This is a genomic window from Streptomyces brevispora, from assembly GCF_007829885.1.
GTDB classification, from domain to species: Bacteria; Actinomycetota; Actinomycetes; order Streptomycetales; family Streptomycetaceae; genus Streptomyces; species Streptomyces brevispora.
Map to the genome: position 1 here is coordinate 522,887 of NZ_VIWW01000001.1, position 24,078 is coordinate 546,964.

Consider the following 24,078-nt stretch of genomic DNA (forward strand, 5'->3'; position numbering starts at 1 on the left):
CGCCGGTCACCGCCCCTCCGGCGGCGCGGCCGGGTCAGCGGACTCCACCGGGTCAGCGGACTCCACCGGGTCAGCGGACTCCGCCGGGTCCGCCGGGATCCGCCACAGTGAGTGTTCGCGACGGGCCCACCGTCGCTCGACCGACCCGGTGCGCATGCCACGGCGTGCCTCCGGGTCGGTGTACGCCATCGCGATGTGGCCGCCGAGCACGATGCCGATGGCCAGCGCCAGCCAGTCGTGGACGAACGTCGCGCCGGTCCGCCACATCAGCGGGGCCAGTCCGGTGAACCACATCAGCAGCCCGGTGCCGGCCATCACCAGCACCGCACCCGCGATCCAGGCCGCGTAGAGCTTCTGCCCGGCGTTGAACTTCCCGGCCGGCCGGGAGCCGGACCGGTGGTCGCGGCGGCGCACGGCCCGCAGCCACGCGCGGTCGTGCGGCCCGAAGCGGTTGAGCCGCCCCAGGTCTCCCCGCACCGCCCGCGAGAACAGCCCGGCCAGCAGGGGTGCGGGGATCAGCAGCCCGGACCACTCGTGGACGGTGACCACCAGATGGCGGCGGCCGACGAGTTCGGCGAGCAGCGGCACGTACAGGCAGGCGGCCGTGGCCACGCAGAGCAGCATCAGCGCGGCCGTGGTGCGGTGCACCCACCGCACCGGCCTGCCGAACCGCGGCACACGGCCGGCCGCCTCAGGCCGTGGGAGCGTCGCCGCGGCCGTTGGACCGGCCGACCCAGGCGTCGACGTCATATCCGAGCTCCTCCCAGTATCCGGGGCGTACGGAGTCCGTGACGGTGATCCCGGAGAGCCATTTCGCCGACTTGTAGAAGTACATCGGGGCCACATAGAGCCGGACCGGGCCGCCATGGGAATGGGACACCGGCCGGTCCTGCATGCGCAGCGCGACCAGCACATCGGCGCGGCGGGCCTGGGCGAGGGTGAGGCTCTCGCTGTAGGTGCCGTCGAAGCAGGTGAAGCGGATCGCCTTCGCCCCCGGCCGGACACCCGCGGCGTCCAGCAGCGCAGAGAGCCGTACGCCCTCGAACGGGGTCTCGGGCACCCGCCATCCGGTCACGCACTGCACGTCCCGGACCATCCGGGTCTGCGGCAGCGCCTTCAGGGCGTCCAAGGTGTACGTGGCCGGGCGGTCGACCAGCCCGTCGACGGTCAGCCGGTAGTCGGCCGCACTCTTCGACGGTACGGACGAGGCCACGGAGTAGTACCGGAAGCCGCCGCCGTTGGGCAGCAGTCCGGTCAGTCCGGTGGGGTCCTTGTCCGCGAGCGCGCCCAGACCCGATTCCAGGGTCCGTTGCAGGACCGGGGCTGCGACGAGCCCGGCGGCGCCGAGGCCGAGCATCGTCAGGACCATGCGGCGGCCGACGGGAACGCCGACGGCGTCCGGATCGGGGGCCTGATCGGGGCCCGGCGCCGACGGTTCGGGTCCGGCGCGGGGAGGGGGACTGTTCACTCCTCGATTCGAGCACTCCGGGCCACCGGATGCCAGGGGCCGCCGCGATGCGTCACCGGCCCGTCAGAATTCGCGGCTGCCGGCCGGCCGCGGATGTCAGACTTGCGCCATGCCGAACCGTGAAGCGCTCAAGCCCTTCCTCCTCGTCTTCCCCGGACCGCTGCGCGATCAGCTGGTCGCCGCGGTGCTCGCCGGACGGAAGGTGTCGACGACCGGACTGCTCGTGGAGTACGAGGCGGAGATGGAGGAGCCGCCCCCGGTGGGCGAGCGGTCCGCCCTGATCGACTCGCACGGCCGGGAGATCGCGGTGCTGGAGGTGACGGAGGTCCGGATTCTGCGCCTCGGGGACGTCGATCTCCAGCATGTGCTCGACGAGGGTGAGGGCGACACGTCGGTCGCGCAGTGGCGGGCCGGCCACGAGCGGTTCTGGCACAGCGACGAGATGCGGGAGGGGCTCGGCGACCCGGAGTTCACGGTCGACGACGACACGCTGGTCGTCGCCGAACGGTTCCGGGTCGTCGAACTGATCGGTCCGGTCCCGGAGGACTCGCCGTCCTCCTGACGCCCGCCTCCGCTCAGGCCACCGCCTCCGCGGCGGCCCGGCCCGCCGCCCGGCCGGAGAAGATGCAGCCGCCGAGGAACGTGCCCTCCAGCGAGCGGTAGCCGTGCACCCCGCCGCCGCCGAATCCGGCCGCCTCACCGGCCGCGTACACCCCGGGCAGCGGGGTGCCGTCCGCGGTGAGCACCCGGGAGGACAGATCCGTCTCCAGCCCGCCGAGCGACTTACGCGTGAGGATGTTCAGCCGTACGGCGATCAGCGGTCCGGCCTTGGGATCGAGGATGCGGTGCGGTGCGGCCGTCCGGATCAGCTTGTCGCCCAGATAGGCGCGGGCGCCCCGGATCGCGGTGATCTGGAGGTCCTTGGTGAAGGGGTTGGCGATCTCGCGGTCGCGGGCGGTTATCTCGCGGCGCAGTTCGGCCTCGTCGATGAGCGAGTCGCCGGTGATCGCGTTCATGCCGCGGACCAGCGCGCCGAGGTCGTTCTCGACGACGAAGTCCGCGCCGTTGTCCATGAACGCCTTCACCGGACCCGGCACGTCCGCGCGCGCCCGGCCGATCACGCCGCGCACGGACTTGCCGGTGAGGTCGGGGTTCTGTTCGGAGCCGGAGAGCGCGAACTCCTTGCCGATGATCTTCTGGTCCAGGACGAACCAGGTGTAGTCGTGGCCGCTGCGCATGATGTGTTCGAGGGTGCCGAGCGTGTCGAAGCCGGGGAAGAGCGGGACGGGCAGCCGCTTGCCGCGGGCGTCCAGCCAGAGCGAGGACGGGCCGGGCAGGATGCGGATGCCGTGCTTGGCCCAGATGGGGTTCCAGTTCTCGATGCCCTCGGTGTAGTGCCACATCCGGTCGCGGTTGATGTGATGGGCGCCCGCCTCCTCGGCGATTCCGAGCATCAGCCCGTCCACATGGGCGGGGACGCCGGACAGCATCTTGGCGGGCGGGGTGCCGAGCCGCTCCGGCCACTGCTCGCGCACGAGGTCGTGGTTGCCGCCGATGCCGCCGGAGGTGACGATCACCGCCTGGGCCCTCAGCTCGAAGCCGCCGGCCGTCTCCCGGCTGCTCGCGGTCCCGCGGGCCGCGTCGCTCGGCTCCAGGATCTCGCCGCTCACGGTGTCGACCGTGCCCCCGGTGCGGCCGAGACCGGTGACCCGGTGGCGGAAGCGGAAAGTGACGAGCCCCTTGGCGACGCCCTCGCGCACCCGGCGCTCGAAGGGGGCGACGATACCGGGGCCGGTGCCCCAGGTGATGTGGAAGCGGGGGACGGAGTTGCCGTGGCCGTTCGCGTCGTAGCCGCCGCGCTCGGCCCAGCCGACGACGGGGAAGAGCCGCAGCCCCTGCGCGTGCAGCCAGGAGCGCTTCTCACCGGCGGCGAAGTCGACGTACGCCTCGGCCCACTTCGCCGGCCAGTGGTCCTCCTTCCGGTCGAAGCCCGCCGTACCGAGCCAGTCCTGGAGGGCCAGCTCATGGCTGTCCTTGATCCGCATCCGGCGCTGTTCGGGCGAGTCGACCAGGAAGAGGCCGCCGAAGGACCAGTGCGCCTGGCCGCCGAGCGACTGCTCGGGCTCCTGGTCGAGCAGGATCACCGAGCGGCCCGCATCGACCAGCTCGGCCGTGGCCACCAGCCCCGCGAGTCCTGCCCCGATCACGATCACATCAGCGTCGTACGCCATGAGTTCCATCCTTGTCGGGGCGATCCGGACACGGTCCGGCGGAAGGACCGCACCTCACCCGTGAGGTTGCTCGCGAAGTTACCGGTGCGTCAGATCTTCGGCACCGGCCACCCCGGCGTCAACCGCCCGGTCGGCGGCGCTCCAACCGCACCGGTGGCGTCCAGGCGCTATCGTCGAAACAATCCACTCCCTTCCGGCCTGACCTTGGGGTAGAGAAGCGTGTCGGTGCTGGTTCTCGTGCTCGCCGTGAGCGCGGCCTGCTGTCTGGGCTTCGGCTTCGTGCTGCAGCAGGCCGCCGCCAGCCACGCCCCGAAGAGCGACTATCTGTCGCCCCGGCTGCTGCTGGACCTGATGCGGGTACGGAGCTGGCTGGCCGGTATCGGTCTGATGGTCTGCGGCATGGTGCTGGGCGCGCTGGCCCTGGGTAAGGGCGAGGTCTCCGTCGTCGAGCCGCTCCTCGCGACCAACCTGCTCTTCGCGATGACCCTGTCCCGCCACCGCACGGGCCAGCGGCTGGGCCGGCAGGGCTGGGCCGGGCTCTGGCTGCTGGCGTGCGGGGTCGCGGCGTTCCTGCTGGCGGGCGAGCCCAAGGGCGGCGCGGTGGTGTCGGACCCGCTGCGGCACTGGCTGGTCATCGGTGTGGTGGTGGGCCTCGCCATGACGCTCACCGTGTACGCGGCGCGCTCCCGGTCGGTGGCGGCCCCGGCGCTGCTCGCGGTGGCGGCCGGGCTGCTGTACGGACTGCAGGACGCGCTGACCCGGGTCAGCGGCCAGCGGCTCTCGGACGGGGGCTGGGCGGAGCTGGTGATGAGCTGGCAGCCGTACGCGGTGGTGGTGCTGGGGGTGACGGGGCTGATTCTGGTGCAGAGCGCGTTCGAGACCGGCCCGCTGCGGATGTCGCTGCCCGCGCTGACCGCGGCCCAGCCGCTGGCCGGGATCGCCTGCGGGATCGGGTTCCTGGGCGACCAGGTGCGCACCGACACGGGCGCGCTGGCCTGGCAGGCGGCCGGGCTCGCGGCGATCGTGGTCGGGATCGTGCTGCTGGGGCTGCATCCCGCGATGCCGGAGGGGCCGGTGGGCAGGCGCCGCGCGAAGACTCTCGAGCCGCGCTGAGGCAGATCCGCCCGTGCCGGTGGGCCACACCCCTGCCGCTGGCGGGTCAGAGCAACCCGTCGGCGGTGCAGTACCTTTTCGGTTCCCGTGCCGGGCTGCTCGACGCCGTGATGGCCGGCCTCCAGGCCCGTACCGAGCAGGTGGTGGCGCCGCTGCTCGACGAGCTCCCCGCGGACTGCGGCGTACGGGATCTCCTCACCGCGCTGATGACGGCGGAGGCGAGCCTGCTCGCCGACGACCGGGGCCGGCGCTGTCCGCGCATCTCGTCCCAGCTGAGCCACGAGACCGGTCTGCGGACCGGCCGGCCGCACCCCGCCCTGGACGGCACCGCCTACGGCCGGCTGATCGGCCGGATCGGGGACCGCCTGGGCGCACTGCCGGAGCCCGTCCGTCTGGAGCGCCTCGATCTGGCACTCACCCTGACCGGCGCGGCGCTCGCCGACCGCGCCCGCCAAGCGCTTGACGGCACGGAGCCGCTGACCGGCCAGGGGCTCTTCCTCGCGGATCTCGTCGGGACCATCACCGCGTTCCTGCACGCCCCCGCGCCGCACGGCGCGTGAACCACCCGCACCACATGAAGGACATGTCATGACCGACAAGAGCAACCTCACTGACCGGACCGTCGTCATCACCGGCGCCGAACTCGCCGTGGACGGCGGCTGGACCGCGGGTCCTACCGTCAAGTACGTCATGGGTCAGTGACCGTCCCCGGTGGTCCGATGCCGGATGAGCGGTCTGATGTTGGATGAGGGGCATGAACCCTTCTGACGAGATCCTGGACATCGTCGACGAGAACGACGAGGTCATCGGGCAGGCGCCGCGCGGCGAGGCGACCGCGCGGGGCCTGCGCCACCGGTGCGCGTTCATCGAGGTCCGGGACGCCGAAGGCCGGATCTTCGTGCACCGCAGGACCGCCACCAAGCTGGTCTTCCCGTCGCACTACGACATGTTCGTCGGCGGGGTGGTCGGCGCGGGCGAGACGTACGACGAGGCGGCGCTGCGCGAGGCCGAGGAGGAGCTGGGTGTCACCGGGCTCCCCCGGCCCGAGCCGCTCTTCAAGTTCCTCTACGAGAGCGACCGGCACCGCTGGTGGTCGTACGTCTACCGGGTACGGTGCGAGCTGCCGGTGAAGCCGCAGGTGGAAGAGGTCGCCTGGCACACCTTCCTCACGGACGCGGAGTTGGCGGAGCGGCTCGGCGAGTGGCTGTGGGTGCCGGACGGGCTGGAGTGCCACCGGCGGCTGCGGGCGTTCCGCGAAGCGTCCTGAACCACCCCGCAAGGGGTACCGAAGTGGCAGATAAGGTCCGGACGTGAACGAATTCGTACAGAGCCTGCGCCTGTGGTTCGCGCCGCAGCGGATCCGCGAAGAGGGCGACACCCCCGACTACCGCTTCTCGCTCGCCAACGAGCGGACCTTTCTCGCCTGGATACGGACGGCGCTCGCGCTCATCGGCGGCGGTTTCGCCGTCGACCAGTTCCTGCCGGGCCTCGCCTGGGGGGTCCGGGCCGGCCTCGCGCTGGCTCTGCTCGCGGCCGGTGTGCTGTGTGCCCTGCGGGCGGTCAACCACTGGGTGCGGTGCGAGCGGGCCATGCGGCGGGGCGAGGACCTGCCGGTCTCCCGGTTCCCGACGCTGCTGAGTCTCGCGGTCGCCGTCGTCGCCGTCGCGATGGTGGTGGTGGTCCTCTTCGGCTGGGAGGGGCGGTGAGTAGCACGGCGCGCGATCCGGGGCTGCAACCGGAGCGGACCAGGCTGGCCTGGCGCCGCACCACGCTCTCCTGCACGGTGGTGGCGCTGCTGGCGGGCAAGCAGGCGCTGCACGGCGGGGCGAGCCCGGCCGGGCTCGTCGCCCTGTCGCTGAGCGTGCTCGCCTGGCTGGGCTTTCTGCGGGTCGCGAACCGCCGGGTGCAGGGCATGAACACCGCCCGTCCGCAGCCGCTCGGGTCCCGGGAGGCCCTGACGGTCGCGGCGTGCACGGTCGCGCTGGCCGTGTTCGCGGTGGCCATGCTCTTCTGAGGGCTGGTCCGATGAGGGCTGTTCCGAGGGCGGTTCCGAGAGCTTGCGAGGGCCTTTTGCGAGGGCTGTTTCGCGGCCGGGCGCGGGGCCCGTCAGTCGTCCCAGTGCACGGTGACGACGATCTTGCCGCGGGTGCGCCCCTGCTCGTTCAGCCGGTGGGCCTCCGCAGTCTCCGCCAGCGGGAAGACCCGGTCGACATGGACCGTGACGATGCCCCGCTCGGCCAGCTCCGCCAGGTGCGCCAGATCCTTGGCGTCGGGCCGCACGAAGGCGTACCTGCCGCCGTACGAGAAGACCTCGGCATCCGTGATGGAGGCCAGCCGCCCGTCCGGGGCGAGTGTCTGCGCGGACACCCGCAGGGCTTCCCCGCCCACGGTGTCGAAGGCCGCGTCGATACCGTCCGGGGCCAGGGCCCGCAGCCGGTCGGCGAGCCCATCCCCGTACTCCACCGGTTCCGCCCCGAGCTGTCGCAGATGCTCGTGGTTGCGTGCGCTCGCGGTCCCGATGACCCGGCATCCCGCGTGGCGGGCGAGCTGGACGGCGAGCGAGCCGACACCGCCCGCCGCCGCGTGGACGAGGACGGTGTCACCGCTTCGGATCCGCAGCGACCGGTGGAGCACCTGGTACGCGGTGAGACCGGCCAGCGGCAGTCCCGCGGCCTCCTCGAAGCTCAGGCTCAGCGGTTTGCGGGCGAGGGCGCGCACCGGGGCGGCGACGTACTGGGCGAACGTGCCGCGGCTGAGGAAGTCCTCCCGCACATACCCGATGACCTCGTCGCCGACCGCGAACTCGTCGACGGCGATCCCTGGCTGCACCACGACACCGGACACGTCCCAGCCGGGAATCACCGGAAAGACGGCATCCAGCGCTGCGTCGAGCAGGCCTTCCCGGGCCTTCCGGTCGACCGGGTTGACCGCCGCGGCCCGCACCTTCACCAGGACGCTGTCGGGGCCCACCTTGGGATCGGGCCGCTCGCCGTACTCCATGACCTCGGCCCCGCCGTACCTGCTGTAGCTGATCGCCTTCATCCTTCGACCATCGGCGCGGGCCGGGAGCGGCGCAAGTCATGCCGCGGCGGCCCCCGGGGAACGGCAGCGACGGGCTACGTGCGCGGCAGCGACGGGCGAGGCGTGCGGCCGGAGTGCCGGAGCCCGGCGAGGAGCGCGGCCACGGCCCCGCACAGGGCTCTCACCAGCGCGGGATCGACGGCGTCCGCCACCCCGGCTCGGCCTTGCGCATCGCGGCGGCGTCGTCACGCTCACGCATCGTGCCGTCGTCGTCGAGCCAGCGGCGGTGCAGTACGGCCAGGCGTTCCCGGTCGAGTTCGACACCGAGGCCCGGGGCGTCGGAGACGGTGAGCCGGCCGTCCTCGAAGACGTGGCGGGTGGTGATGACGTCCTCGGTCTGCCAGGGGTAGTGGCTGTCGCAGGCGTAGTCGAGGTTGGGGACGGTGGCCGCGACCTGCGTCATGGCGGCGAGGCTGATCCCGAGGTGGGTGTTGGAGTGCATGGAGAGCCCGACACCGAAGGTGCGGCAGATCCCGGCCAGTTCACGGGTGCGGTGCAGTCCGCCCCAGTAGTGGTGGTCGGAGAGGACGACCTGGACGGCGTCCCGGGCGAAGGCCTCCGGGACCTCGGCGAGCGTGGTGACGCACATGTTGGTGGCCAGGGGTACATCGGTGCCCGCCGCGACCGCGGCCATCAGCTCCGTGCCGCTCGCCGGGTCCTCCAGGTACTCGAGTACGTCCTTGAGCTGCTCGGCGACGTGCAGCGAGGTCTCGACGGACCAGGCGCCGTTGGGGTCCAGCCGCAGCGGCTGGTCCGGGAACGCCTCGGCCAGCGCGCGGACCGCGGCGATCTCCTCGTCGGGCGGGAAGACACCGCCCTTCAGCTTGAAGGAGGAGAAGCCGTACTCGTCGGCGAACCGCCGTGCCTGGGCGACGACTCCGGCCGGGTCGACGGCCGCGCCCCAGTCGTCCCGCTCACCGCCCTCGGGGTGCTCGGCCCAGCGGTAGAAGAGGTAGGCGCTGTACTCGACGCTGTCGCGCACCTTGCCACCGAGCAGCGCGTGCACGGGCAGGCCGAGGGACTTGCCCAGGGCGTCCAGACAGGCCACCTCGAAGCCGGACACCACCGAGAGCCGCAGCTTGTCCGCGGTCTGGACGCCGCGCAGCCCGCCCGCGTCGACCCCCTCGTCGGCCGCGCGTGAGTCTGCGCACACCTCGTCGGCAAGGGCGAAGAGCCCGTTCAGATCGCTGACCGGGCGGCCGGCCAGGGCGGCGGCGAGCGACTCGGCCGGTTCGAGGTACTTGCCGTCGCCGTACGTCTCCCCGATGCCGGTCACCCCGCCGCGTGTGACGACCTCCACGATGAGCCGCGGGGTGTACGGCTGGTGGACGCCCTGGGTGTTGAGGAGTGGCGGGTCGGCAATGAGGATCGGGGTCAGCCGGACTTCGTCGATCAACAATGCTGTATCCATACATGAACTCTATTCAGAGATACGACTGAACACCAGAGGTTCGACTGCCGTTCGGGCCGGACTCGGCACATCCGGTTCCGGGAGTTCACTGGACGACATACCGACTGGTCGGCATCATGAACTCCGACGGATCATTCCTCCCGGAGGTGCGCACGATGAGCCCAGTCCACCCGCCAGGTCTCGACCTCGACCGGCTGCGCGGACATCTCGAGCGCGAACGGCCGGGCCTGGTGAACGGACCGCTCGATGCCCGGCTCATCGAGGGCGGGCGTTCGAACCTGACCTACGTCGTCACCGATAGGGACGGCACCGGACGCTGGGTCGTGCGCCGGCCGCCGCTGGGCCATGTACTGGCCACCGCGCACGACATGAAGCGCGAGCACCGGGTGATCAGCGCACTGCACCCGACGGCCGTCCCGGTCCCCGAGCCGTTGCTGCTCTGCGAGGACGACTCCGTCACCGGCTCGCCGTTCTACGTCATGGAGTACGTCGAGGGCACCCCGTACCGCACGGCCGCGCAGCTCGCCCCGCTCGGCGCCGAGCGCACCCGCACGGCCGTGCTCGGCCTGGTGGACACGCTGGTCGAGCTGCACGCCGTGGACCCGGCGGCCGTCGGGCTCGGCGACTTCGGACGCCCCGAGGGCTTCCTGGACCGGCAGCTGCGCCGCTGGGGCAAGCAGCTGGACGCCTCCCGCAACCGCGAACTGCCCGGCATCGACGAGCTGCACGCGGCGCTCGGGCACGGACTGCCCGTCTCCCCGGCCCCGACGGTGGTGCACGGCGACTACCGCCTGGACAACGTCCTGCTCGGCTCCGACGACCGGATCAAGGCCGTGCTCGACTGGGAGATGTCGACGCTCGGCGACCCGCTGACCGACCTCGGCCTGCTGGTGATGTACAGCTCCGACCTCGATCTGCCCGAGTCACCGGTCTCCACGACCAGCGGCGCGGCCGGCCACCCCTCCCCCGCCGAACTGATCGAGCGCTATGCCGCACGCTCCGGCCGGGACACCTCCGCGATCTCCTGGTACACGGCGTTCGCCTGGTTCAAGCTCGCCGTGATCCTGGAGGGCATCCACTACCGCTACACGCTGGGCCAGACCGTCGGTGGCGGCTTCGACCGCATCGGCGATCTCGTCCCCGTCTTCATCGCGCACGGCCTCACCACCCTCCAGGAAGGCTGATCAACCCCATGGACTTCGCATTCGACGCCCGTACCGAAGAACTGCGCGCCCAGCTGCTCACCTTCATGGACGAGCACGTCCACCCGGCCGAGAAGACCGCGCAGGAGCAGCGGGAGCAGCTCGCGTCGCCGTGGGACACCCCGCAGATCGTGGCGGACCTGAAGGCTGAGGCGCGCCGGCAGGGGCTGTGGAACCTCTTCCTGCCGGACGCCGAGCACGGGGCCGGGCTGACCAACCTCCAGTACGCCCCGTTGGCCGAGATCCTGGGCCGCTCCCCGCAGTTGGCGCCGACCGCGCTGAACTGCGCGGCGCCGGACACCGGGAACATGGAGGTGCTCGCACAGTTCGGCACCGACGAGCAGAAGAAGCAGTGGCTGGAGCCGCTGCTCGCCGGTGAGATCCGGTCCGCGTTCGCGATGACGGAGCCGGAGGTGGCGTCATCGGACGCGACCAACATCGAGACGCGGATCGCCCGCGACGGCGGCAACTACGTCATCAACGGCCGCAAGTGGTACATCTCCGGGGCGATGAACCCGGACTGCGCGATCTTCATCGTGATGGGCAAGACCGACCCGGACGGCGACGACATCCGCCGCCAGCAGTCGCAGATCCTCGTCCCGCGCGACACCCCGGGTCTGACCGTGAAGCGCGCCATGAAGGTGTACGGCTACGAGGACCACTACCACGGCGGCCACGCCGAGGTGGTCTTCGACAACGTGCGGGTGCCCGCGGCGAACCTGGTCGGCGAGGAGGGAGGCGGTTTCGCCATCGCCCAGGCGCGGCTGGGACCGGGCCGCATCCACCACTGCATGCGGCTGATCGGCATGGCCGAGCGCGCCATCGAGCTGATGTGCCGGCGCGCGGTGTCCCGCAACGCCTTCGGCAAGCCGCTCGCCCAGCAGGGCGTGGTGCAGAACTGGATCGCCGACGCGCGGGTCACGGTGGAGCAGCTGCGGCTGCTGGTGCTGAAGACGGCCTGGCTGATGGACACGGTGGGCAACCGGGGTGCGCACACCGAGATCCAGTCCATCAAGATCGCCACCCCTCGTGCGGTGGTCTCCATCCTCGACCAGGCGGTTCAGCTGCACGGTGCGGGCGGCGTCAGCCAGGACTTCCCGCTGGCCGAACTGTGGGCGGCGGCGCGGACGCTGCGGCTGGCGGACGGCCCTGACGAGGTGCACCAGCGGTCGCTGGCGCGGCGCGAGATCAAGAAGTACCTGTAGGCGACGGGCCGGTGGCGGGTCGGGGGCGGCGGATCACGTCAGTGTTCGCCGGCCCCGATCCGGTCCAGTACGTCCGTGTACCGGGAGCGCCGGTCGGGCCGGGCGCGGGCGGCGGCGTGACGGAGTGCCGGAACCGCCGCCCTGCCCAGCTCGGCCAGTGCCTCGGCCGCCGCGCCGCGCACGACGGCGTGCGGGTGCCCGAGCAGCCCGGTGACCGCGGGGATCGCCGGCTCCCAGCCCGCCCGGCAGAGCGTCCGAAGTGCCATGCGCACCACGTCCGGCCGTGGGTCGTCCAGCAGTTGTTCGGTGTGGCGCAGATACGCCGTCCGCTCCAGCATCGCGCGCGCGGTGCGGTGGGCCCGCAGCCGCACTCCGGGCCGGGGGTGCGTCAGCAACTCGCCGAGCAGGTGCAGGAGATGCGGGTCGCGGTCCGGCTCGGGGCCGGGGTGCGCCTCGGCCAGTGCGGTGAGTGCCCGGCAGATCTGCTCGGGAGTGCCGGTCGCGGCCAGGTCCATCAGTTCCCGCCGGGTCGGACGTTGCCCCGGCGCGGCGGGAAGGGCCGCGTCGCGGTCGCGGAGTACCGCCAGTGCCGCCGCGTCCTGCCGTCCGGCGTCCGGCCCCCGCAACGGCCCCTCCACGAGGATCAGCCGGTCGGCGAGTTCGTGACGCCCTTCGGTACGCAGGCGGCGGCAGGTCCGCGTCAGCGCGGGGGTGCGCAGGAGCGGGCGGCCGGCAAGCAGGTCCAGGAACCCCCACGCCCCGGCGTCGAGGCGGTCGCCCAGTGCTTCGGCCAGCGCGTCGGCGGGATGGGCGCGCAACGCGTCCCCGACGGCCCGGGCCACGGCGGGCGGTGCGTGCTCCCACCACTCCAGCAGCAGCGGGACGAGCCGTTCCCGCTCCCCCGGATCGAGCCCCACGGCCGCACCTGCCACTTTGTCGCGCAGGATTCCGTCACCCCGGAGTTCGCTCTCGCCGATGTCTCCGAGCGCGTGGTCGAGGCCGGCCGCGGCGGGCAGGCCGACCCGGCCGTTCAGGTACGCGCGCAGCACGGCCAGGCGGGCCTCCGGCTCGGGCCACCGCGCCAGCGCCTCGGCGGCGGTCCGGCGTCGCCCCGCCTCCGCCGAGCCGAGCATGGCGAGCAGCCGCTCCCGCAGGGCCGCCGAACGCGGCTGGTCCAGGTCGTCGGCACGGACCCGGCGCGGTGGGGGCTCCGGCGCGCGGGCGGTCTCCGCGAGGGTCCAGGGCGGCGCGTCCAGGGGCTGGAGCCGTGTCATCCAGTCGATGAGGGCGGCCCGGACCCCGGGGTCGGCGCCGCGGTGGGCCTCGATGAGGGCGGCCAGCCGGTCCCGCGAGGAAACCGTGCCGTCGTCCGTGCGGCGGAAGTCCGCCAGTGCGTCCGGTACCCGGACCGCGTCGGCCAGCGCGGACCGCCAGGCCCGGACCGCATCGGACACGGGTGCGGCGACGGGCCCTGGCTCCGGTACGGCGAAGGCCTCCCGGAGCACGGCGGTCGCGGCCCGCCAGGGAGCACATCGGCGCGCAGCCAGGCGATCCGTACCGTTGCCGGCAGGTGCCCGGCCGTGCGCCACGGGGGCCGGGGGCGGCCCGTCCATCGGTGGCCGAGCCGCTCGTAGAGCCCGGCCAGGAGGAGATCAGCCTCCGGGAGTCCGGTGAGGGACACGGGCAGCAGTGCGGCGAGTGCGTCCGTCCGCCCGTCGTCGGGGGGGCACGCGGTGACGAGCTCGGCCAGCCGGACCAGTGCCGTGTGACGCTGCCCGGGGTCCTCGTTCGTGAGCTGTCGGCCCAGGGCGTGGAACTCTTCGTCGACCGGCGTCCGCATCGTCGGATGCTAGCCGGGTGCTCCGCGGCTCCACCAACGCGTTTCGGGCCCGCGCCTCCCGGCTCAGTAGCCGCCGTACGGTACGTGGTCGGCCAGCGCCAGGTCGCGGGCGAAGGCCCGCACCCGCAGCAGGCACCGTGCGAGGACCCGGACGGTCCTCGGGCGGTGCGGCCCGTAGGCCACGCGCCACAGGGCGGGGACACGCGTCGATGTCTGGATGTGCGCCATGTATCCAGCGTGGCCCCGCCCGCCGGTTCGGTCCAACAGATGGTTTCACTGGCTGCGATCACTACCGTGGATGGGTGGAGATTCGTCAGCTCCGCCACTTCATGGGCGGTGATCACACACGGCAGCTTCACCGCCGCCGCCCGCGCCGAACTGATCGTGCAGTCCGCGAGCACGTCCGTGCGCAAGCGCGAACGGGAGCTGGGCGCCGATCTGTTCGACCGCACCGGCCGCCGGGTGGTGCTGACCGAGGCGGGCCGGGCGCTGCTGCCGTCGGCCCGGACGGTGCTCGCCGGGACGGACGCGGCGCGCGACGCGGTGGCCGCCGTGTCGGCCCTGGCCACCGGCCGGGTGCGGATCGGCACGATCCAGACGCTGGCCTGTGTGGATCTGGCCGCCGAACCGGCCGCGTTCCACCGGCTGTGGCCCGGGGTGCAGATCTCCCTGCGCGAGGCGACGACCCCGGAGCTGCTGGCGGGGCTGCTCGCCGGTGAGCTGGACCTCGGCCATCTGGCGCCGGACGCCGCCGGACTGCCGGACGGCCTCGTGGCGTTCGCCTCCTGGCAGGAGGACCTGGTGCTGATCACCGCCCCCGGTCACCGGCTGGCGACGGCCGGGCGCACCCTGATCGAGGACCTCGCCGGGGAGCCGTTCGTGGACTTCCGGGCCGGTACCGGTCTGGAGACGGCGGTGCAGCGGCTGGCCGCGCACTGCGGTCTGGAGCGCCGGATCACCTGCGACGTCACCCAGATCCGGCTGCTCGTGGACCTCGTGCGGGCGGGCATCGGCGTGGCGATCCTGCCCCGTCGGATCGGTGAGGACGCCGGGCTGCCGTGCGTGAGCATCCGGCAGCCGGAGCCGGGCCGGACGGTGGTGCCGGCGGGCCGGAGCCCCCGGCCGCGCAACCCGGCGGCGGGGGCGCTGCTGGACCGGCTGGCAGGTGGCGGGTCCTGAACGGCGGCCGCGCGGCGCCTCAGCGACGCCGGTCCCGGTCGCCTCCCGCCCCGGCCCATTCGTGCCGCAGCAGTCCGAAGATCAGCTCGTCGACGCGCCGTCCGTCGCGTTGGACGCTCTCGCGCATGACGCCCTCGCGCACGAAGCCCGCGCCTTCGAGCATCCGCACGGAGCGTGGGTTGTCGGCGAAGACCTCCGCGGTGATCCGGTCGAGGCCGAGCACGTCGAACGCATGGTCGACCGCTTGCACCACTGCCGTACGCCCGTGGCCGCGTCCCCACAGGTCCTTCTCCCCGATGACGATGCCGAGCCGGCACCGGCGGTGGGCGCGTTCGATGAGTGCCAGGTGGAGGAAGCCGATGGGCTCCGCGCGGCCGGCCAGCCCGATCGCGAGGTGGACGGTCCCGTGGCTGGGACGCATCCACCGCTCCAGGGTCGCGGCGACCTCCTCGCGGGTGAACGAGTGCGTCCCGCCGTCGCTGAGCCGCCGGATCTCGGTGTCGTTCTTCCAGCGCAGCAGCGCTTCGAGGCTCGCCGGCGTGTGGGGCCGCAGCTCGACGACCTCGGCAGCGCCCCCGGACACCGTTCCCTCCCTCACCGTCTCTGCCGCCTCCCTACGGCCGCAGCGCGCGCAGCAGCAGGTCGGCGAGGTGGTCGGCGACCTCCTGCTGGCTGAGCGGGCCGTCCGGCCGGTACCAGGTGGACAGGTGGTGGACCGAGCCGAAGTGGTAGTCGACGATCAGGTCCGCCGGGGTGGCCGTGGAGAACACCCCGCTGCGCTGTCCCTCTTCCACCAGGGCCCGGAAGCGCTCGTGGTAGCGGCGCCGCTCCATCCGTACCTGCTTGTTCTTCTCCGGGCTCAGGTGGTGCATGGAGCGGAAGAAGATCGAGGCGTCGTCGAGGTTCTCGATGGTGGTGACGACCACGTCGGCCGCGGCGTCGCGCAGCCGCTGCTCCACGGGTGCGTCGGCGTCCGCGAAGGCGTCGAGGCGCTCCTGCTGGAGCCGCAGCACCCGGGCGTAGACCTCCTGGAGGAGGTCCTCCTTGGAGCCGAAGTAGTGGTAGAGCGCGCCCTTGGTGACGCCGGCCGCCTCGACGATCTCCTGGACCGAGGTGCGGTCGTACCCCTGCTCGGCGAAGAGCCGGGTGGCGGCGGCCAGCAGCCGCTGCGGAACGGGGGTACCGCTCCCGTCCGTCGCCTTGGCCATAGCCGCCACCTTCCTTCCGTGCGGTGCGTGAACCGGTTCTAGCGGGGTGAACGCAGTTCCCGCCTGAGGATCTTCCCACTTGCCGTCTTGGGAAGTTCGGTCAGGATCTCGACCTCGCGCGGGTACTTGTACGCGGCGAGCCGTTCCTTGCAGTACGCGGCCAGTTCGTCCGGTTCGACGCGGGAGCCGGGCCGCAGGCTGACGTAGGCGCGGACCGTTTCGCCCCGGTAGGCGTCGGGGACGCCCACGACCGCCGCCTCGCGGACGGCGCGGTGGGTGTAGAGGACGTCCTCGACCTCGCGCGGCCAGACCTTGAAGCCGGAGGCGTTGATCATGTCCTTCTTGCGGTCGACGACGTAGAGCCAGCCCTCGCGGTCCATGAAGCCGATGTCGCCGGTGCGCAGTTCGCCGTCGGGGAAGGCGGCGTCGTCGGCCGCGGGCAGCCGTTCGAAGTTCAGCACCCGCTCGTCGTTCTTCGTCTGGAAGTCCAGCTCGCAGGCGGTGACGGCGATCCGGACGGCCGGGGCTGCCGCCGCGGTGTCCCGCAGGTAGGCCTCCCAGGCGCGGTCCGAGCAGATGAGCGCGGTGACCTCGGCGTCCTTCAGCACATGGCCGACCTCACCGGACTTGTACATCGGGTTGAGGGGTACGACCGTCGCCCCGGCCTTCCAGGCGCCGAGCAGGGCGAGGACGAACTGCGGCGAGTTCTGCAGCATGATCGCGACCCGGTCGCCGCGCTCCAGACCCCGGACGGCGAGGTGGCCGGCCACGGAGTCGGAGAGCGCGTCGGTCTCGCGGTAGGTGAGGCACCCGTCGAAGTAGGCCAGCGCCGGGTGGTCCGGGGCGCGGGCCACCGATTCCCGGAAGGCGTGCACCAGGGTGGCGGCCGGGTGGACGGAGACCCGCTGGGCCTCGCTGAGCAGCGGGAGCCAGGGCTTCGCCGCGTAGATCGACTCGGTCATGCGCCGGTCTCCTCCCACTTCTGCTGGAGGTGGTTCATGCTGCCGAGCCAGTGGTCGGTGTCCTTGGCGCGGGCCCGGTAGTACCCGGCGACCTCCGGGTGCGGCAGGACGAGGAAGCGGTCCTCGGCCATGGCCGCGAAGAGCGCGTCGGCGACGTCCTCCGGCTCGATGGCGCTGGGGGCGAGCACGAGCTCCCCGGCCGATCCCGCGGCGGTCAGCATGTCCGTACGCACGCCCTGCGGGCAGATCGCGTGAACCTTGACGCCGCGGTGGCCGTAGGTGAGTGCGAGCCACTCCGCGAAGGCGACCACGCCGTGCTTGGTGACGCTGTACGGCGCCGCGCCGATCATCGTGAGCAGTCCGGCGGCCGAAGCGGTGGAGACGAACCTGCCGCTGCCGCGCTCCAGCCAGTCCGGGAGCAGCGCCCTGGCCGCGCGGACGTGGGCCATCACATTGACGTCCCAGGCGGCGGCCCAGACCTCCTCGTCGGCGAAGACGTCACCGGGCGAGGCGAGGCCCGCGTTGGCGCAGTAGACGTCCACGGTGCCGTCCAGGGCGTCCCGGGCGGCGTCGACGATCCGCGAGGCGTCCCCGGCGACGGCCACGGCGCCGATCTCCTCGGCGAGCGCCGCGATCCTGCCCTCGTCGAGGTCGTTGACCACGACCCGTGCGCCCTCGGCGGCGAACCTGCGGGCCAGGGCGGCTCCGATGCCGCCTCCGGCCCCCGTGACCACTACGCCCGCGCCCTGCACCGTACTCATCGGTCCCGCCTCTCTCAGCCGACTGCACCAGCAGACTAACCAGTCGGTATGTCGTCGGGGAAGAGACTGACGCCACCCATGCGTCGCTCCCGTCACATCCGTCACGTCCGGCTCGTTCCCTGCGGCCCGTGTGCGCGCTAGCGTGCGTGGCCATGACAGACGTCGCGATCTTGGAGGTATCCGAATGAGCCTGACCAGACGTGGTTTGCTGACCGCCGGCAGTGCCGTGGGAGCCCTCGCGGCGACGGCCGCGGCGGCCGGACCCGCAGCGGCCCGCCCCTCGCAGGGCAACGAACAGGGCCATGGGCACGGCAACGGGCAGGGGGGCGGCCACGGCCGGTTCCGTACCGGCTTCGACCGGCTCTCGGCGGACGGCTACGCGATACTGAAGGGCCAACGGGTCGGCGTCGTCACCAACCCGACCGGGGTCACCTCCGACGTCCGCCACATCGTCGATGTGATGCACCCGGACGGGCGGGTGAACCTGACGGCCGTCTTCGGCCCGGAGCACGGCTTCCGCGGCACCGCGCAGGCGGGCGGCTCCGAGGGCCGGTACGACGACCCGGCGACCGGCCTTCCGGTCTACGACACGTACCTCAAGAGCGGGCAGCAGCTCGCCGACGTCTTCACGGCATCCGGCGTCGACACGATCGTGTTCGACATCCAGGACGCGGGCGCCCGCTTCTACACGTACATCTGGACGCTGTACGACTGCATGGAGGCGGCGGCCCTCGCGGGCAAGAAGTTCGTCGTCCTGGACCGGCCCAACCCGGTGTCCGGGCGGGCGGCGCTCGGGCCGGTCCTCGATCCGGCGTTCGGCACCTTCGTGGGCCGCCGGGAGATCGCCCAGGCGCACGGCATGACGGTCACCGAACTCGCCCTGCTGTTCAACGGGGAGTTCCTGGCCGACCGTCCGGCCGAGCTGGAGATCGTGAAGATGTCGGGGTGGTCGCGCTCGGACTTCTTCGACGCGAGCGGGCTGCCGTGGGTGCCGCCGAGCCCCAACATGCCGACGCCCGACACGGCGCTGGTCTACTCGGGCACCTGCCTCTTCGAGGGCACGAACCTCTCCGAGGGGCGCGGCACCACGCGGCCGTTCGAGCTGCTCGGCGCGGAGGGCATCGACCACACGTGGGCGGCCGCCGCGAACGCGCTCGACCTGCCCGGGGTGGCGTTCCGCGAGGCGTACTTCGCGCCGACGTTCTCCAAGTTCGTGGGCAAGACGGTCGGCGGCGTGCAGGTGCACGTGCAGGACCGGGAGGTCTTCGACCCGGTGCGCACCGGGATCGCGCTGCTGGTGACGGCGAAGCAGACCTGGAGCGGGTTCGCCTGGCGGCCGGACAACTGGATCGACAAGCTCACCGGCAACACCCGGGTCCGCACGATGATCGACGCGGGTGCGGACACGGATGAGGTCGTGGGGGCGTGGTCGAAGGATCTCGCCGCGTTCCGTTCCGTGCGCAAGCGGTATCTCCAGTACCGGTGAGACGTGCCGGGCGGGCCCGGGAGTTCGGGCCCGCCCGGCGAACCGGTTCCGTCCTCACGCACCGGACGGGCCGGAACTCAGCGATGGGCCGGGGACTCCACCACCTGTTGGTACGTGGGACGGTTCTGCCAGTGGATCGCCTTCTGCGTGATCCCGCCCAGCGCCCGGTGGATGATCGAGTCGGTGCACCACTGCTCGCCGGCCTTGCAGTTGTCGTCCGCCGGGTACACCTCCGCCGCCGGTACCGCCGCCGCCCGCTTCAGCGAGGACAGCAGCGCCGCGCGGCAGCTGCTCAGATCGCCGTTGCCGCAGTAGGTCCTGGCCAGCGGCCCCTTGACCGGCTGTCCCAGCACCTGGCGCAGGTCCTTGTCGGCGAAGCCCCACCAGCCGGAGACCAGCAGGGCGTTGGACATGCGGGGCTTCCGGGCGCCGGAGCCGGAGCCGGGGAGCGAGCCCTCCGGTATGACCTCGTCGTCGTAGATGCCCTGCGCCGCCTTGAGCCCGGCCGGCGCCTCGACCGGGGCACTTGACGATCAGTCATCTCACGCATTGGACGACCGCACCCTTGGATGGAGCCGATCCGGGCAGTTGTACGTCTATTCACCGACGCCGAAGTTCGGGCGACGGAGTACGAGCGACGGAGGTGGCAGCGCAATGGCCGGTTTCCGGAGTCTTGCGAGACAGGTCCGCGATCCGCGGAGCGACCTGGCACTGCGGCGGTACTCGCTGCGCAAGTGCCTGGAACGCTTCGCCCCTTACGGACACCGGGCGACCTGGGATCACCTGTGCGCCCGGCACGGAATCGGGCCCGAGGACCGGGCCCCCGACCCGGTGCGGCTGATACGCGCACTGGAGGAGCTGGAGACGGCCCGCGCGGTCTGGCTGGGCTACGAGGCGGGGTTCGCCGAGCGCCGCCGCCGGGAGAAGCACGACGGGCTGCGCCGGCCGGGCGCGTTCGACGACTGGCACCGGCGCACCTGGGGCGGGAACGGGGTCGCCCGGTGCGACGACCCGGCCGTCCACCCGGCGGCGCCGCTCGCCGAGGTCCTGGTCCGGCTGATCTCCGCCCTGGAGTCGGAGCCGGGCACCGGCTGCCCGGTGTGCGCACAGGCCAGGATCGCCTGGCGGCAGGACCTGGACAGCGAGCCGTGGTCCGGCCCGGTCTGCACCGGGTGCGGGATCGTGGTGCCGCGGTCTGTGCTCACCCAGGCGGCGCTGGCGAAAGCCCGGCGGACCCGGCTCGGCCACCTGGCATCGGCGGCCTGAGGAACGGAGCGGCCCGCCCGGCGTCCGTCGACGTACGGCTGCCGGACGGGCAACACACCTTCATCGGCCGGACCCCTCGGTGCCCTCCCGGGGACCGCTCCGCGACCCCGCATGCCCGGCCTTGCTCTCCGTGCCCCGGTGCTCCGCGACCTTGCCCGGCATCAGACGCGAGCCGCTGATCCGCTCACCGGTGATGTCGTTCGGGTTGGAGAGCACACAGTTCTCCAGCGACAGGCAGCCGCAGCCGATGCAGTCGGTGAGATGGTCGCGCAACCGCGCCAACTGCTCGATCCGCCCGTCCAGCTCCGAGCGCCATGCCTCGGAGAGCCGCGCCCAGTCGTCGCGGTTCGGGGTGCGCTCCTCCGGGAGTTGGGCCAGCGCGTCCCGGATGGTGGCGAGCGGGATCCCGACCCGCTGCGCCGCGCGGACGAAGGCGACCCGGCGCAGCGCGTCCCTGCTGTAGCGGCGCTGGTTGCCACTGGTGCGGCGGCTGCCGATCAGGCCCTTGGCCTCGTAGAAGTGCAGGGCCGAGACTGCGGCGCCGCTGCGGGCGGAGAGCTGACCGACGGTGAGTTCATGGAGCGTCTGTGGGATCTGAGGCACCCCTCGAACCCTACGCGGCCCGGTCCCGGCCGGTCCGTCGTTGACAGGAACGCGCCCGCGAACCATGCTGAGCAAGCGCTTAGACAGGCGCTGCCACGGGTGGCCGAGAGAGCGGGAAGGCAGGGACCAGGGACATGACAGAGCCGAGGATCTTCACGTCTGCGCAGGAGCTGCGTGACGGAGTGGGCGAGCAGCTGGGACACAGCGACTGGCTGGAGATCGAGCAGAAGAGGATCGACCTCTTCGCCGATGCCACCGGTGACCACCAGTGGATCCATGTGGACCCGGAGCGCGCCGCGGCCGGCCCGTTCGGCACGACGATCGCGCACGGCTACCTCACGCTCTCGCTGCTGCCGGCGCTCGTGCCGCAGGTCATGCGGGTCGAGGGCATGAAGATGGGCATCAACTACGGGACCAACAAGGTGCGCTTCCCCTCCACGGTGCCCGTGGGGTCGCGGCTGCGGGCCACGGCCGTCCTGAAGAGCGTCGAGGAGGCGGGCGGCGGCGTGCAGGTCACCGCGGTCGTCACGGTGGAGCGCAAGGGCGGCGACAAGCCGGCCTGCGTGGCCGAGTCGGTGTCGCGGTACTACTTCTGAGGCCTGCCGGAGACCGGATCACCAGGCCTCCCGCCGGCCCGGTCGCGGCACCTGTCCCGGTCCGGCCGCGCGGCCGGCCGCCGGCCCGGGCGCCCAGGCCACCGGGAATCGAGCAGCGCCGGGGCGGCGGCGTCAGCGCTGGGCCGCGACCATGCGCAGCACGAGGTCGGCGTACAGCTCGCCGACCTCGTCCGGCGTCCGGCTGCCCTGGGCGTTGAACCACCGCGCCACGTCGATGCAGAGCGAGAGCACGGCGAGCGTGGTGCCCGGCACGTCCGGGACGTCGAACTCCCCGGCCTCGACGCCCTCACCGATGATCCGGCGCACCACCGCGTCACTCCGGCGGCGGAGTTCGATGATCTCGGTGCGGTGCTCCTCGCCGAGGGCATCGAGCTCGTACTGGACCACGCGTGCGGTGGTGTGCCGCTCGGCGTGCCAGCGGACGAAGGACCGTACGGCGTCGGCGAGCCGATCGGCGGCCGTCCCCTCGCTGTCGGCAGCCGCCTCCAGTACGGACAGGGCGCGGTCGTGACCGATCCTGCTGATCCGGTGGAGCAGCTCTTCCTTCGTCTTGTAGTGGATGTAGAGCGCGGCGGGGCTCATCCCGGCGCGGCCGGCGATGTCCCGGGTGGTGGTCGCGTGGTACCCGCGCTCGGCGAAGGCGTCGACGGCGGCGACGAGAAGCCGCCGGGCAGCCTCGGGCGTCACTTCGGCCCACGGCGTGTCGTCGCCGTCGGTCTCCTCCGCCGTGCTCATCGTCCGTGGCCCCTCTCAGTCAGCAGGACGAACACCATACCCCGATCCTGAGCAAGCGCTTAGTGGTCCGGTGGGTGAGATCGCCGGAGCTGCCGGGAGGGGTCCGGCGGGAGAGATCCTCAGAGCTTCTGGAAGGGGTCGTGCTCGGCGAGGATCTTCTCCAGCCTGGCCTGGTCCACCCGGCTGACCAGCTGGCCCGCCTCCTGCCGGTCCCTGATGACTTTGGCCAGGGTGAAGCAGGACGTGACCAGGTAGAGGACGCCGATGGCGAGGAACCCCCGCACCCAGGCATCCGCGTCGAGGAAGTAGATTCCGAGAGCCACCGCACCCATCGCCACCCCGAAGGACGCGACGGCCTGACCGTAGAAGGCGGCGCTGCTCTGCTGCTTGACCGATGTCGTGTCACTCATGCCGCTCAGCATCGGGCAGCGTGGCGCGCGCCACATCCGTCCGGGTACTCAGCCCGGTACTCAGATGCCCGTTCGAGGCGCCGGTGGGGCCTCAGAAGGCGGAGACGCCCGTCAGCGCGCGGCCGATGATCAGCTTCTGGATCTGACTGGTGCCCTCGTACAGCGTCATCACCCGGGCGTCGCGGAGCAGCTTCCCGACCGGGTACTCATCGATGTAGCCGTAGCCGCCGAACACCTGGAGGGCGTTGTTGGCGGAGCGGACGGCGGCCTCGGAGGCGAAGAGCTTGGCCTTGGAGGCGGCGGTGGCGAAGTCCTCGCCGCGGTCGATCAGGTCGGCCACCCGCCAGGTGAGCAGCCGGGCGGCGTCGACGTCCACGGCGATGTCGCTGATGAGCTCCTGGACGAGCTGGTGGCCCGCGATGGACTTGCCGAACTGTTCGCGTTCACCCGCGTATCCGACGGCCGCGTCCAGGGCGGCCCGGGCGATGCCGACGCAGCCGGCCGCGACCGACATCCGCCCCTTGGCCAGGGCGGACATGGCGATCGAGAAGCCCTTGCCCTCGGGGCCCATGAGGGTGGTGGCGGGTACGCGGACGTCCTCCAGCACCACCTCGGCGGTCGCCTGGCCGCGCAAACCGAGCTTGCCGTGGATGGTGCGACGGGTGAGGCCGGGGGTGTCGGCGGGGACCAGGAAGGCGGATATGCCCTTGTGACCGGGGGTGTCATTGGTGCGGGCGAAGAGCAGCACCACATCGGCCCAGGTGCCGTTGGTGATGAACGTCTTGGAGCCGTTGATGACGTAGTCCCCGCCGTCCCGCACGGCCCTGGTCGCCAGATTCCCGGCGTCCGACCCGGTGCCCGGTTCGGTGAGGCCGAAGCAGCCCACCGCGTCGCCCGAGGTCAGCCGCGGCAGCCAGTGCCGCTTCTGCTCCTCGTCGCCCCAGCCGGCGACGGTCTTGGCGACCAGCCCCAGAGAGACCGAGACGATGCCCCGGACCGAGGAGTCGCCGCGGCCGAGCTCCTCGGTCACCAGGCAGTACGTGAGGTGGTCGCCGCCCGAGCCGCCGTACTCCTCGGGGACGGTCAGCCCGAGGAAGCCGAGGGAGCCCAGCTTCTTCACGATCGACTTGTCGACGTTCTCGGCCCGGTCCCACTCGACGACGTGCGGGGCGACGTCACGGGCGACGAACTCCTCGGCGAGCTGCCGGACGGCCTTCTGCTCCTCACTGAGCTCCAGGTTCATCGTTCGGCCCTCCACCTTAATTAGCACTGCTAGTTTTATGGCTGGGCCCTACTATGT

The 24,078-nt window shown here is 72.2% G+C and carries 26 protein-coding genes and 2 pseudogenes; 12 read left to right on the forward strand and 16 right to left on the reverse strand.

The genetic code is table 11. The features are described 5' to 3' along the window. Positions 1 to 6: 6 nt before the first annotated feature. Positions 7 to 750: a cytochrome b/b6 domain-containing protein gene (locus FHX80_RS02445; protein WP_145762589.1), complete on the reverse strand. Its 744-nt coding sequence runs from the start codon at positions 748 to 750 to the stop codon at positions 7 to 9. Beyond that, entirely contained in the window at positions 692 to 1,468 is a 777-nt protein-coding gene (locus FHX80_RS02450) for a molybdopterin-dependent oxidoreductase (RefSeq protein ID WP_145762590.1), read from the reverse strand. Before FHX80_RS02450 ends, FHX80_RS02445 begins: the two co-directional genes overlap by 59 nt. Positions 1,469 to 1,577: 109 nt before the next feature. On the opposite strand from FHX80_RS02450, the gene FHX80_RS02455 reads away from it, so the two are divergent. Beyond that, complete coding sequence (locus FHX80_RS02455; RefSeq protein ID WP_145762591.1) at positions 1,578 to 2,030, forward strand: ASCH domain-containing protein; 453 nt, start codon at positions 1,578 to 1,580, stop codon at positions 2,028 to 2,030. Positions 2,031 to 2,043: 13 nt separating this feature from the next. Here the strand turns inward: FHX80_RS02455 and FHX80_RS02460 are convergent, their stop codons facing one another. Beyond that, positions 2,044 to 3,699 (reverse strand): FAD-binding dehydrogenase, encoded by a 1,656-nt coding sequence (locus FHX80_RS02460; RefSeq protein ID WP_145762592.1) that lies wholly within the window; start codon positions 3,697 to 3,699, stop codon positions 2,044 to 2,046. A 219-nt stretch (positions 3,700 to 3,918) separates the two neighbouring features. Here FHX80_RS02460 and FHX80_RS02465 point away from each other — a divergent pair, with 219 nt between their 5' ends. The 5 genes and pseudogenes from FHX80_RS02465 to FHX80_RS02485 all read left to right on the forward strand — a co-directional run bounded on the left by FHX80_RS02465 (position 3,919) and on the right by FHX80_RS02485 (position 6,826). Continuing rightward, a complete protein-coding gene (locus tag FHX80_RS02465) occupies positions 3,919 to 4,812 on the forward strand; it encodes a DMT family transporter (RefSeq protein WP_145762593.1) in 894 nt (297 codons plus the stop codon). 38 nt (positions 4,813 to 4,850) lie between these two features. Continuing rightward, a pseudogene (locus FHX80_RS02470) lies at positions 4,851 to 5,372 on the forward strand (TetR/AcrR family transcriptional regulator); the annotation flags it as partial. A 194-nt stretch (positions 5,373 to 5,566) separates the two neighbouring features. Further along, entirely contained in the window at positions 5,567 to 6,079 is a 513-nt protein-coding gene (locus tag FHX80_RS02475) for an NUDIX hydrolase (protein ID WP_145762594.1), read from the forward strand. Between the two features lie 43 nt (positions 6,080 to 6,122). Then, complete coding sequence (locus FHX80_RS02480; RefSeq protein WP_145762595.1) at positions 6,123 to 6,518, forward strand: YidH family protein; 396 nt, start codon at positions 6,123 to 6,125, stop codon at positions 6,516 to 6,518. Continuing rightward, the gene (locus FHX80_RS02485; RefSeq protein WP_145762596.1) at positions 6,515 to 6,826 is read left to right on the forward strand and encodes a DUF202 domain-containing protein; all 312 of its coding nucleotides are present in this window, start codon (positions 6,515 to 6,517) and stop codon (positions 6,824 to 6,826) included. The genes FHX80_RS02480 and FHX80_RS02485 overlap by 4 nt, the downstream gene beginning before the upstream one ends. Before the next feature lie 92 nt (positions 6,827 to 6,918). Here FHX80_RS02485 and FHX80_RS02490 read toward each other — a convergent pair whose 3' ends face one another. Together FHX80_RS02490 and FHX80_RS02495 are read right to left on the reverse strand one after the other, a co-directional pair. Next, on the reverse strand, positions 6,919 to 7,854 hold the full coding sequence (locus FHX80_RS02490) for an NADP-dependent oxidoreductase (protein WP_145762597.1): 936 nt from the start codon (positions 7,852 to 7,854) through the stop codon (positions 6,919 to 6,921). A 160-nt stretch (positions 7,855 to 8,014) separates the two neighbouring features. Further along, the gene (locus FHX80_RS02495) at positions 8,015 to 9,304 is read right to left on the reverse strand and encodes a glucarate dehydratase family protein (RefSeq protein ID WP_145762598.1); all 1,290 of its coding nucleotides are present in this window, start codon (positions 9,302 to 9,304) and stop codon (positions 8,015 to 8,017) included. Positions 9,305 to 9,459: 155 nt separating this feature from the next. Between FHX80_RS02495 and FHX80_RS02500 the strand changes: the two genes are divergently transcribed. Both FHX80_RS02500 and FHX80_RS02505 read left to right on the forward strand, forming a co-directional pair. Continuing rightward, positions 9,460 to 10,488 (forward strand): phosphotransferase family protein, encoded by a 1,029-nt coding sequence (locus FHX80_RS02500; protein ID WP_145762599.1) that lies wholly within the window; start codon positions 9,460 to 9,462, stop codon positions 10,486 to 10,488. A gap of 8 nt (positions 10,489 to 10,496) precedes the next feature. Then, positions 10,497 to 11,711: an acyl-CoA dehydrogenase family protein gene (locus tag FHX80_RS02505; RefSeq protein ID WP_145762600.1), complete on the forward strand. Its 1,215-nt coding sequence runs from the start codon at positions 10,497 to 10,499 to the stop codon at positions 11,709 to 11,711. 38 nt (positions 11,712 to 11,749) lie between these two features. Here the strand turns inward: FHX80_RS02505 and FHX80_RS02510 are convergent, their stop codons facing one another. Both FHX80_RS02510 and FHX80_RS34575 read right to left on the reverse strand, forming a co-directional pair. Next, complete coding sequence (locus tag FHX80_RS02510; RefSeq protein WP_167523348.1) at positions 11,750 to 13,165, reverse strand: HEAT repeat domain-containing protein; 1,416 nt, start codon at positions 13,163 to 13,165, stop codon at positions 11,750 to 11,752. Between the two features lie 449 nt (positions 13,166 to 13,614). After that, entirely contained in the window at positions 13,615 to 13,779 is a 165-nt protein-coding gene (locus FHX80_RS34575) for a hypothetical protein (RefSeq protein WP_167523349.1), read from the reverse strand. Positions 13,780 to 13,887: 108 nt separating this feature from the next. Here FHX80_RS34575 and FHX80_RS02515 point away from each other — a divergent pair, with 108 nt between their 5' ends. Next, complete coding sequence (locus tag FHX80_RS02515; RefSeq protein ID WP_244318116.1) at positions 13,888 to 14,730, forward strand: LysR family transcriptional regulator; 843 nt, start codon at positions 13,888 to 13,890, stop codon at positions 14,728 to 14,730. A gap of 19 nt (positions 14,731 to 14,749) precedes the next feature. On the opposite strand, the gene FHX80_RS02520 is transcribed toward FHX80_RS02515, so the two are convergent. Genes FHX80_RS02520 through FHX80_RS02535 form a run of 4 tightly spaced genes read right to left on the reverse strand, consistent with a single transcriptional unit; the run spans position 14,750 to position 17,661 of the window. After that, a complete protein-coding gene (locus FHX80_RS02520; RefSeq protein ID WP_167523350.1) occupies positions 14,750 to 15,313 on the reverse strand; it encodes a GNAT family N-acetyltransferase in 564 nt (187 codons plus the stop codon). 31 nt (positions 15,314 to 15,344) lie between these two features. Next, positions 15,345 to 15,938 (reverse strand): TetR/AcrR family transcriptional regulator, encoded by a 594-nt coding sequence (locus FHX80_RS02525; RefSeq protein ID WP_145762603.1) that lies wholly within the window; start codon positions 15,936 to 15,938, stop codon positions 15,345 to 15,347. Between the two features lie 38 nt (positions 15,939 to 15,976). Beyond that, positions 15,977 to 16,900 carry an AMP-binding protein gene (locus FHX80_RS02530; protein WP_145762604.1) on the reverse strand — a complete coding sequence of 308 codons (924 nt, stop codon included), beginning with the start codon at positions 16,898 to 16,900 and terminating at the stop codon, positions 15,977 to 15,979. Next, entirely contained in the window at positions 16,897 to 17,661 is a 765-nt protein-coding gene (locus FHX80_RS02535) for an SDR family oxidoreductase (protein WP_145762605.1), read from the reverse strand. The genes FHX80_RS02530 and FHX80_RS02535 overlap by 4 nt, the downstream gene beginning before the upstream one ends. Positions 17,662 to 17,845: 184 nt before the next feature. Between FHX80_RS02535 and FHX80_RS02540 the strand changes: the two genes are divergently transcribed. Next, positions 17,846 to 19,147, forward strand: a complete 1,302-nt coding sequence (locus FHX80_RS02540) for an exo-beta-N-acetylmuramidase NamZ family protein (protein ID WP_145762606.1) — start codon at positions 17,846 to 17,848, stop codon at positions 19,145 to 19,147. 77 nt (positions 19,148 to 19,224) lie between these two features. On the opposite strand, the pseudogene FHX80_RS02545 reads toward FHX80_RS02540, so the two are convergent. After that, positions 19,225 to 19,536 (reverse strand): annotated as a pseudogene (locus FHX80_RS02545) (penicillin acylase family protein); the annotation flags it as partial. Between the two features lie 265 nt (positions 19,537 to 19,801). Here FHX80_RS02545 and FHX80_RS02550 point away from each other — a divergent pair. Continuing rightward, positions 19,802 to 20,413, forward strand: a complete 612-nt coding sequence (locus FHX80_RS02550) for a hypothetical protein (protein ID WP_145762607.1) — start codon at positions 19,802 to 19,804, stop codon at positions 20,411 to 20,413. 60 nt (positions 20,414 to 20,473) lie between these two features. Here the strand turns inward: FHX80_RS02550 and soxR are convergent, their stop codons facing one another. Further along, positions 20,474 to 21,016: a redox-sensitive transcriptional activator SoxR gene (soxR, locus tag FHX80_RS02555; RefSeq protein WP_244318117.1), complete on the reverse strand. Its 543-nt coding sequence runs from the start codon at positions 21,014 to 21,016 to the stop codon at positions 20,474 to 20,476. Between the two features lie 134 nt (positions 21,017 to 21,150). On the opposite strand from soxR, the gene FHX80_RS02560 reads away from it, so the two are divergent. Further along, positions 21,151 to 21,612, forward strand: coding sequence for a MaoC family dehydratase (locus tag FHX80_RS02560; RefSeq protein WP_145762608.1), 462 nt, complete (start codon positions 21,151 to 21,153; stop codon positions 21,610 to 21,612). Positions 21,613 to 21,744: 132 nt separating this feature from the next. Here FHX80_RS02560 and FHX80_RS02565 read toward each other — a convergent pair whose 3' ends face one another. From FHX80_RS02565 to FHX80_RS02575, 3 genes are all read right to left on the reverse strand, one after another. Next, positions 21,745 to 22,368 carry a TetR/AcrR family transcriptional regulator gene (locus tag FHX80_RS02565; RefSeq protein ID WP_145762609.1) on the reverse strand — a complete coding sequence of 208 codons (624 nt, stop codon included), beginning with the start codon at positions 22,366 to 22,368 and terminating at the stop codon, positions 21,745 to 21,747. A gap of 119 nt (positions 22,369 to 22,487) precedes the next feature. Then, positions 22,488 to 22,778 (reverse strand): YiaA/YiaB family inner membrane protein, encoded by a 291-nt coding sequence (locus FHX80_RS02570; RefSeq protein ID WP_208764566.1) that lies wholly within the window; start codon positions 22,776 to 22,778, stop codon positions 22,488 to 22,490. A 91-nt stretch (positions 22,779 to 22,869) separates the two neighbouring features. Continuing rightward, entirely contained in the window at positions 22,870 to 24,021 is a 1,152-nt protein-coding gene (locus FHX80_RS02575; protein WP_145762611.1) for an acyl-CoA dehydrogenase family protein, read from the reverse strand. Positions 24,022 to 24,078 lie beyond the last annotated feature (57 nt).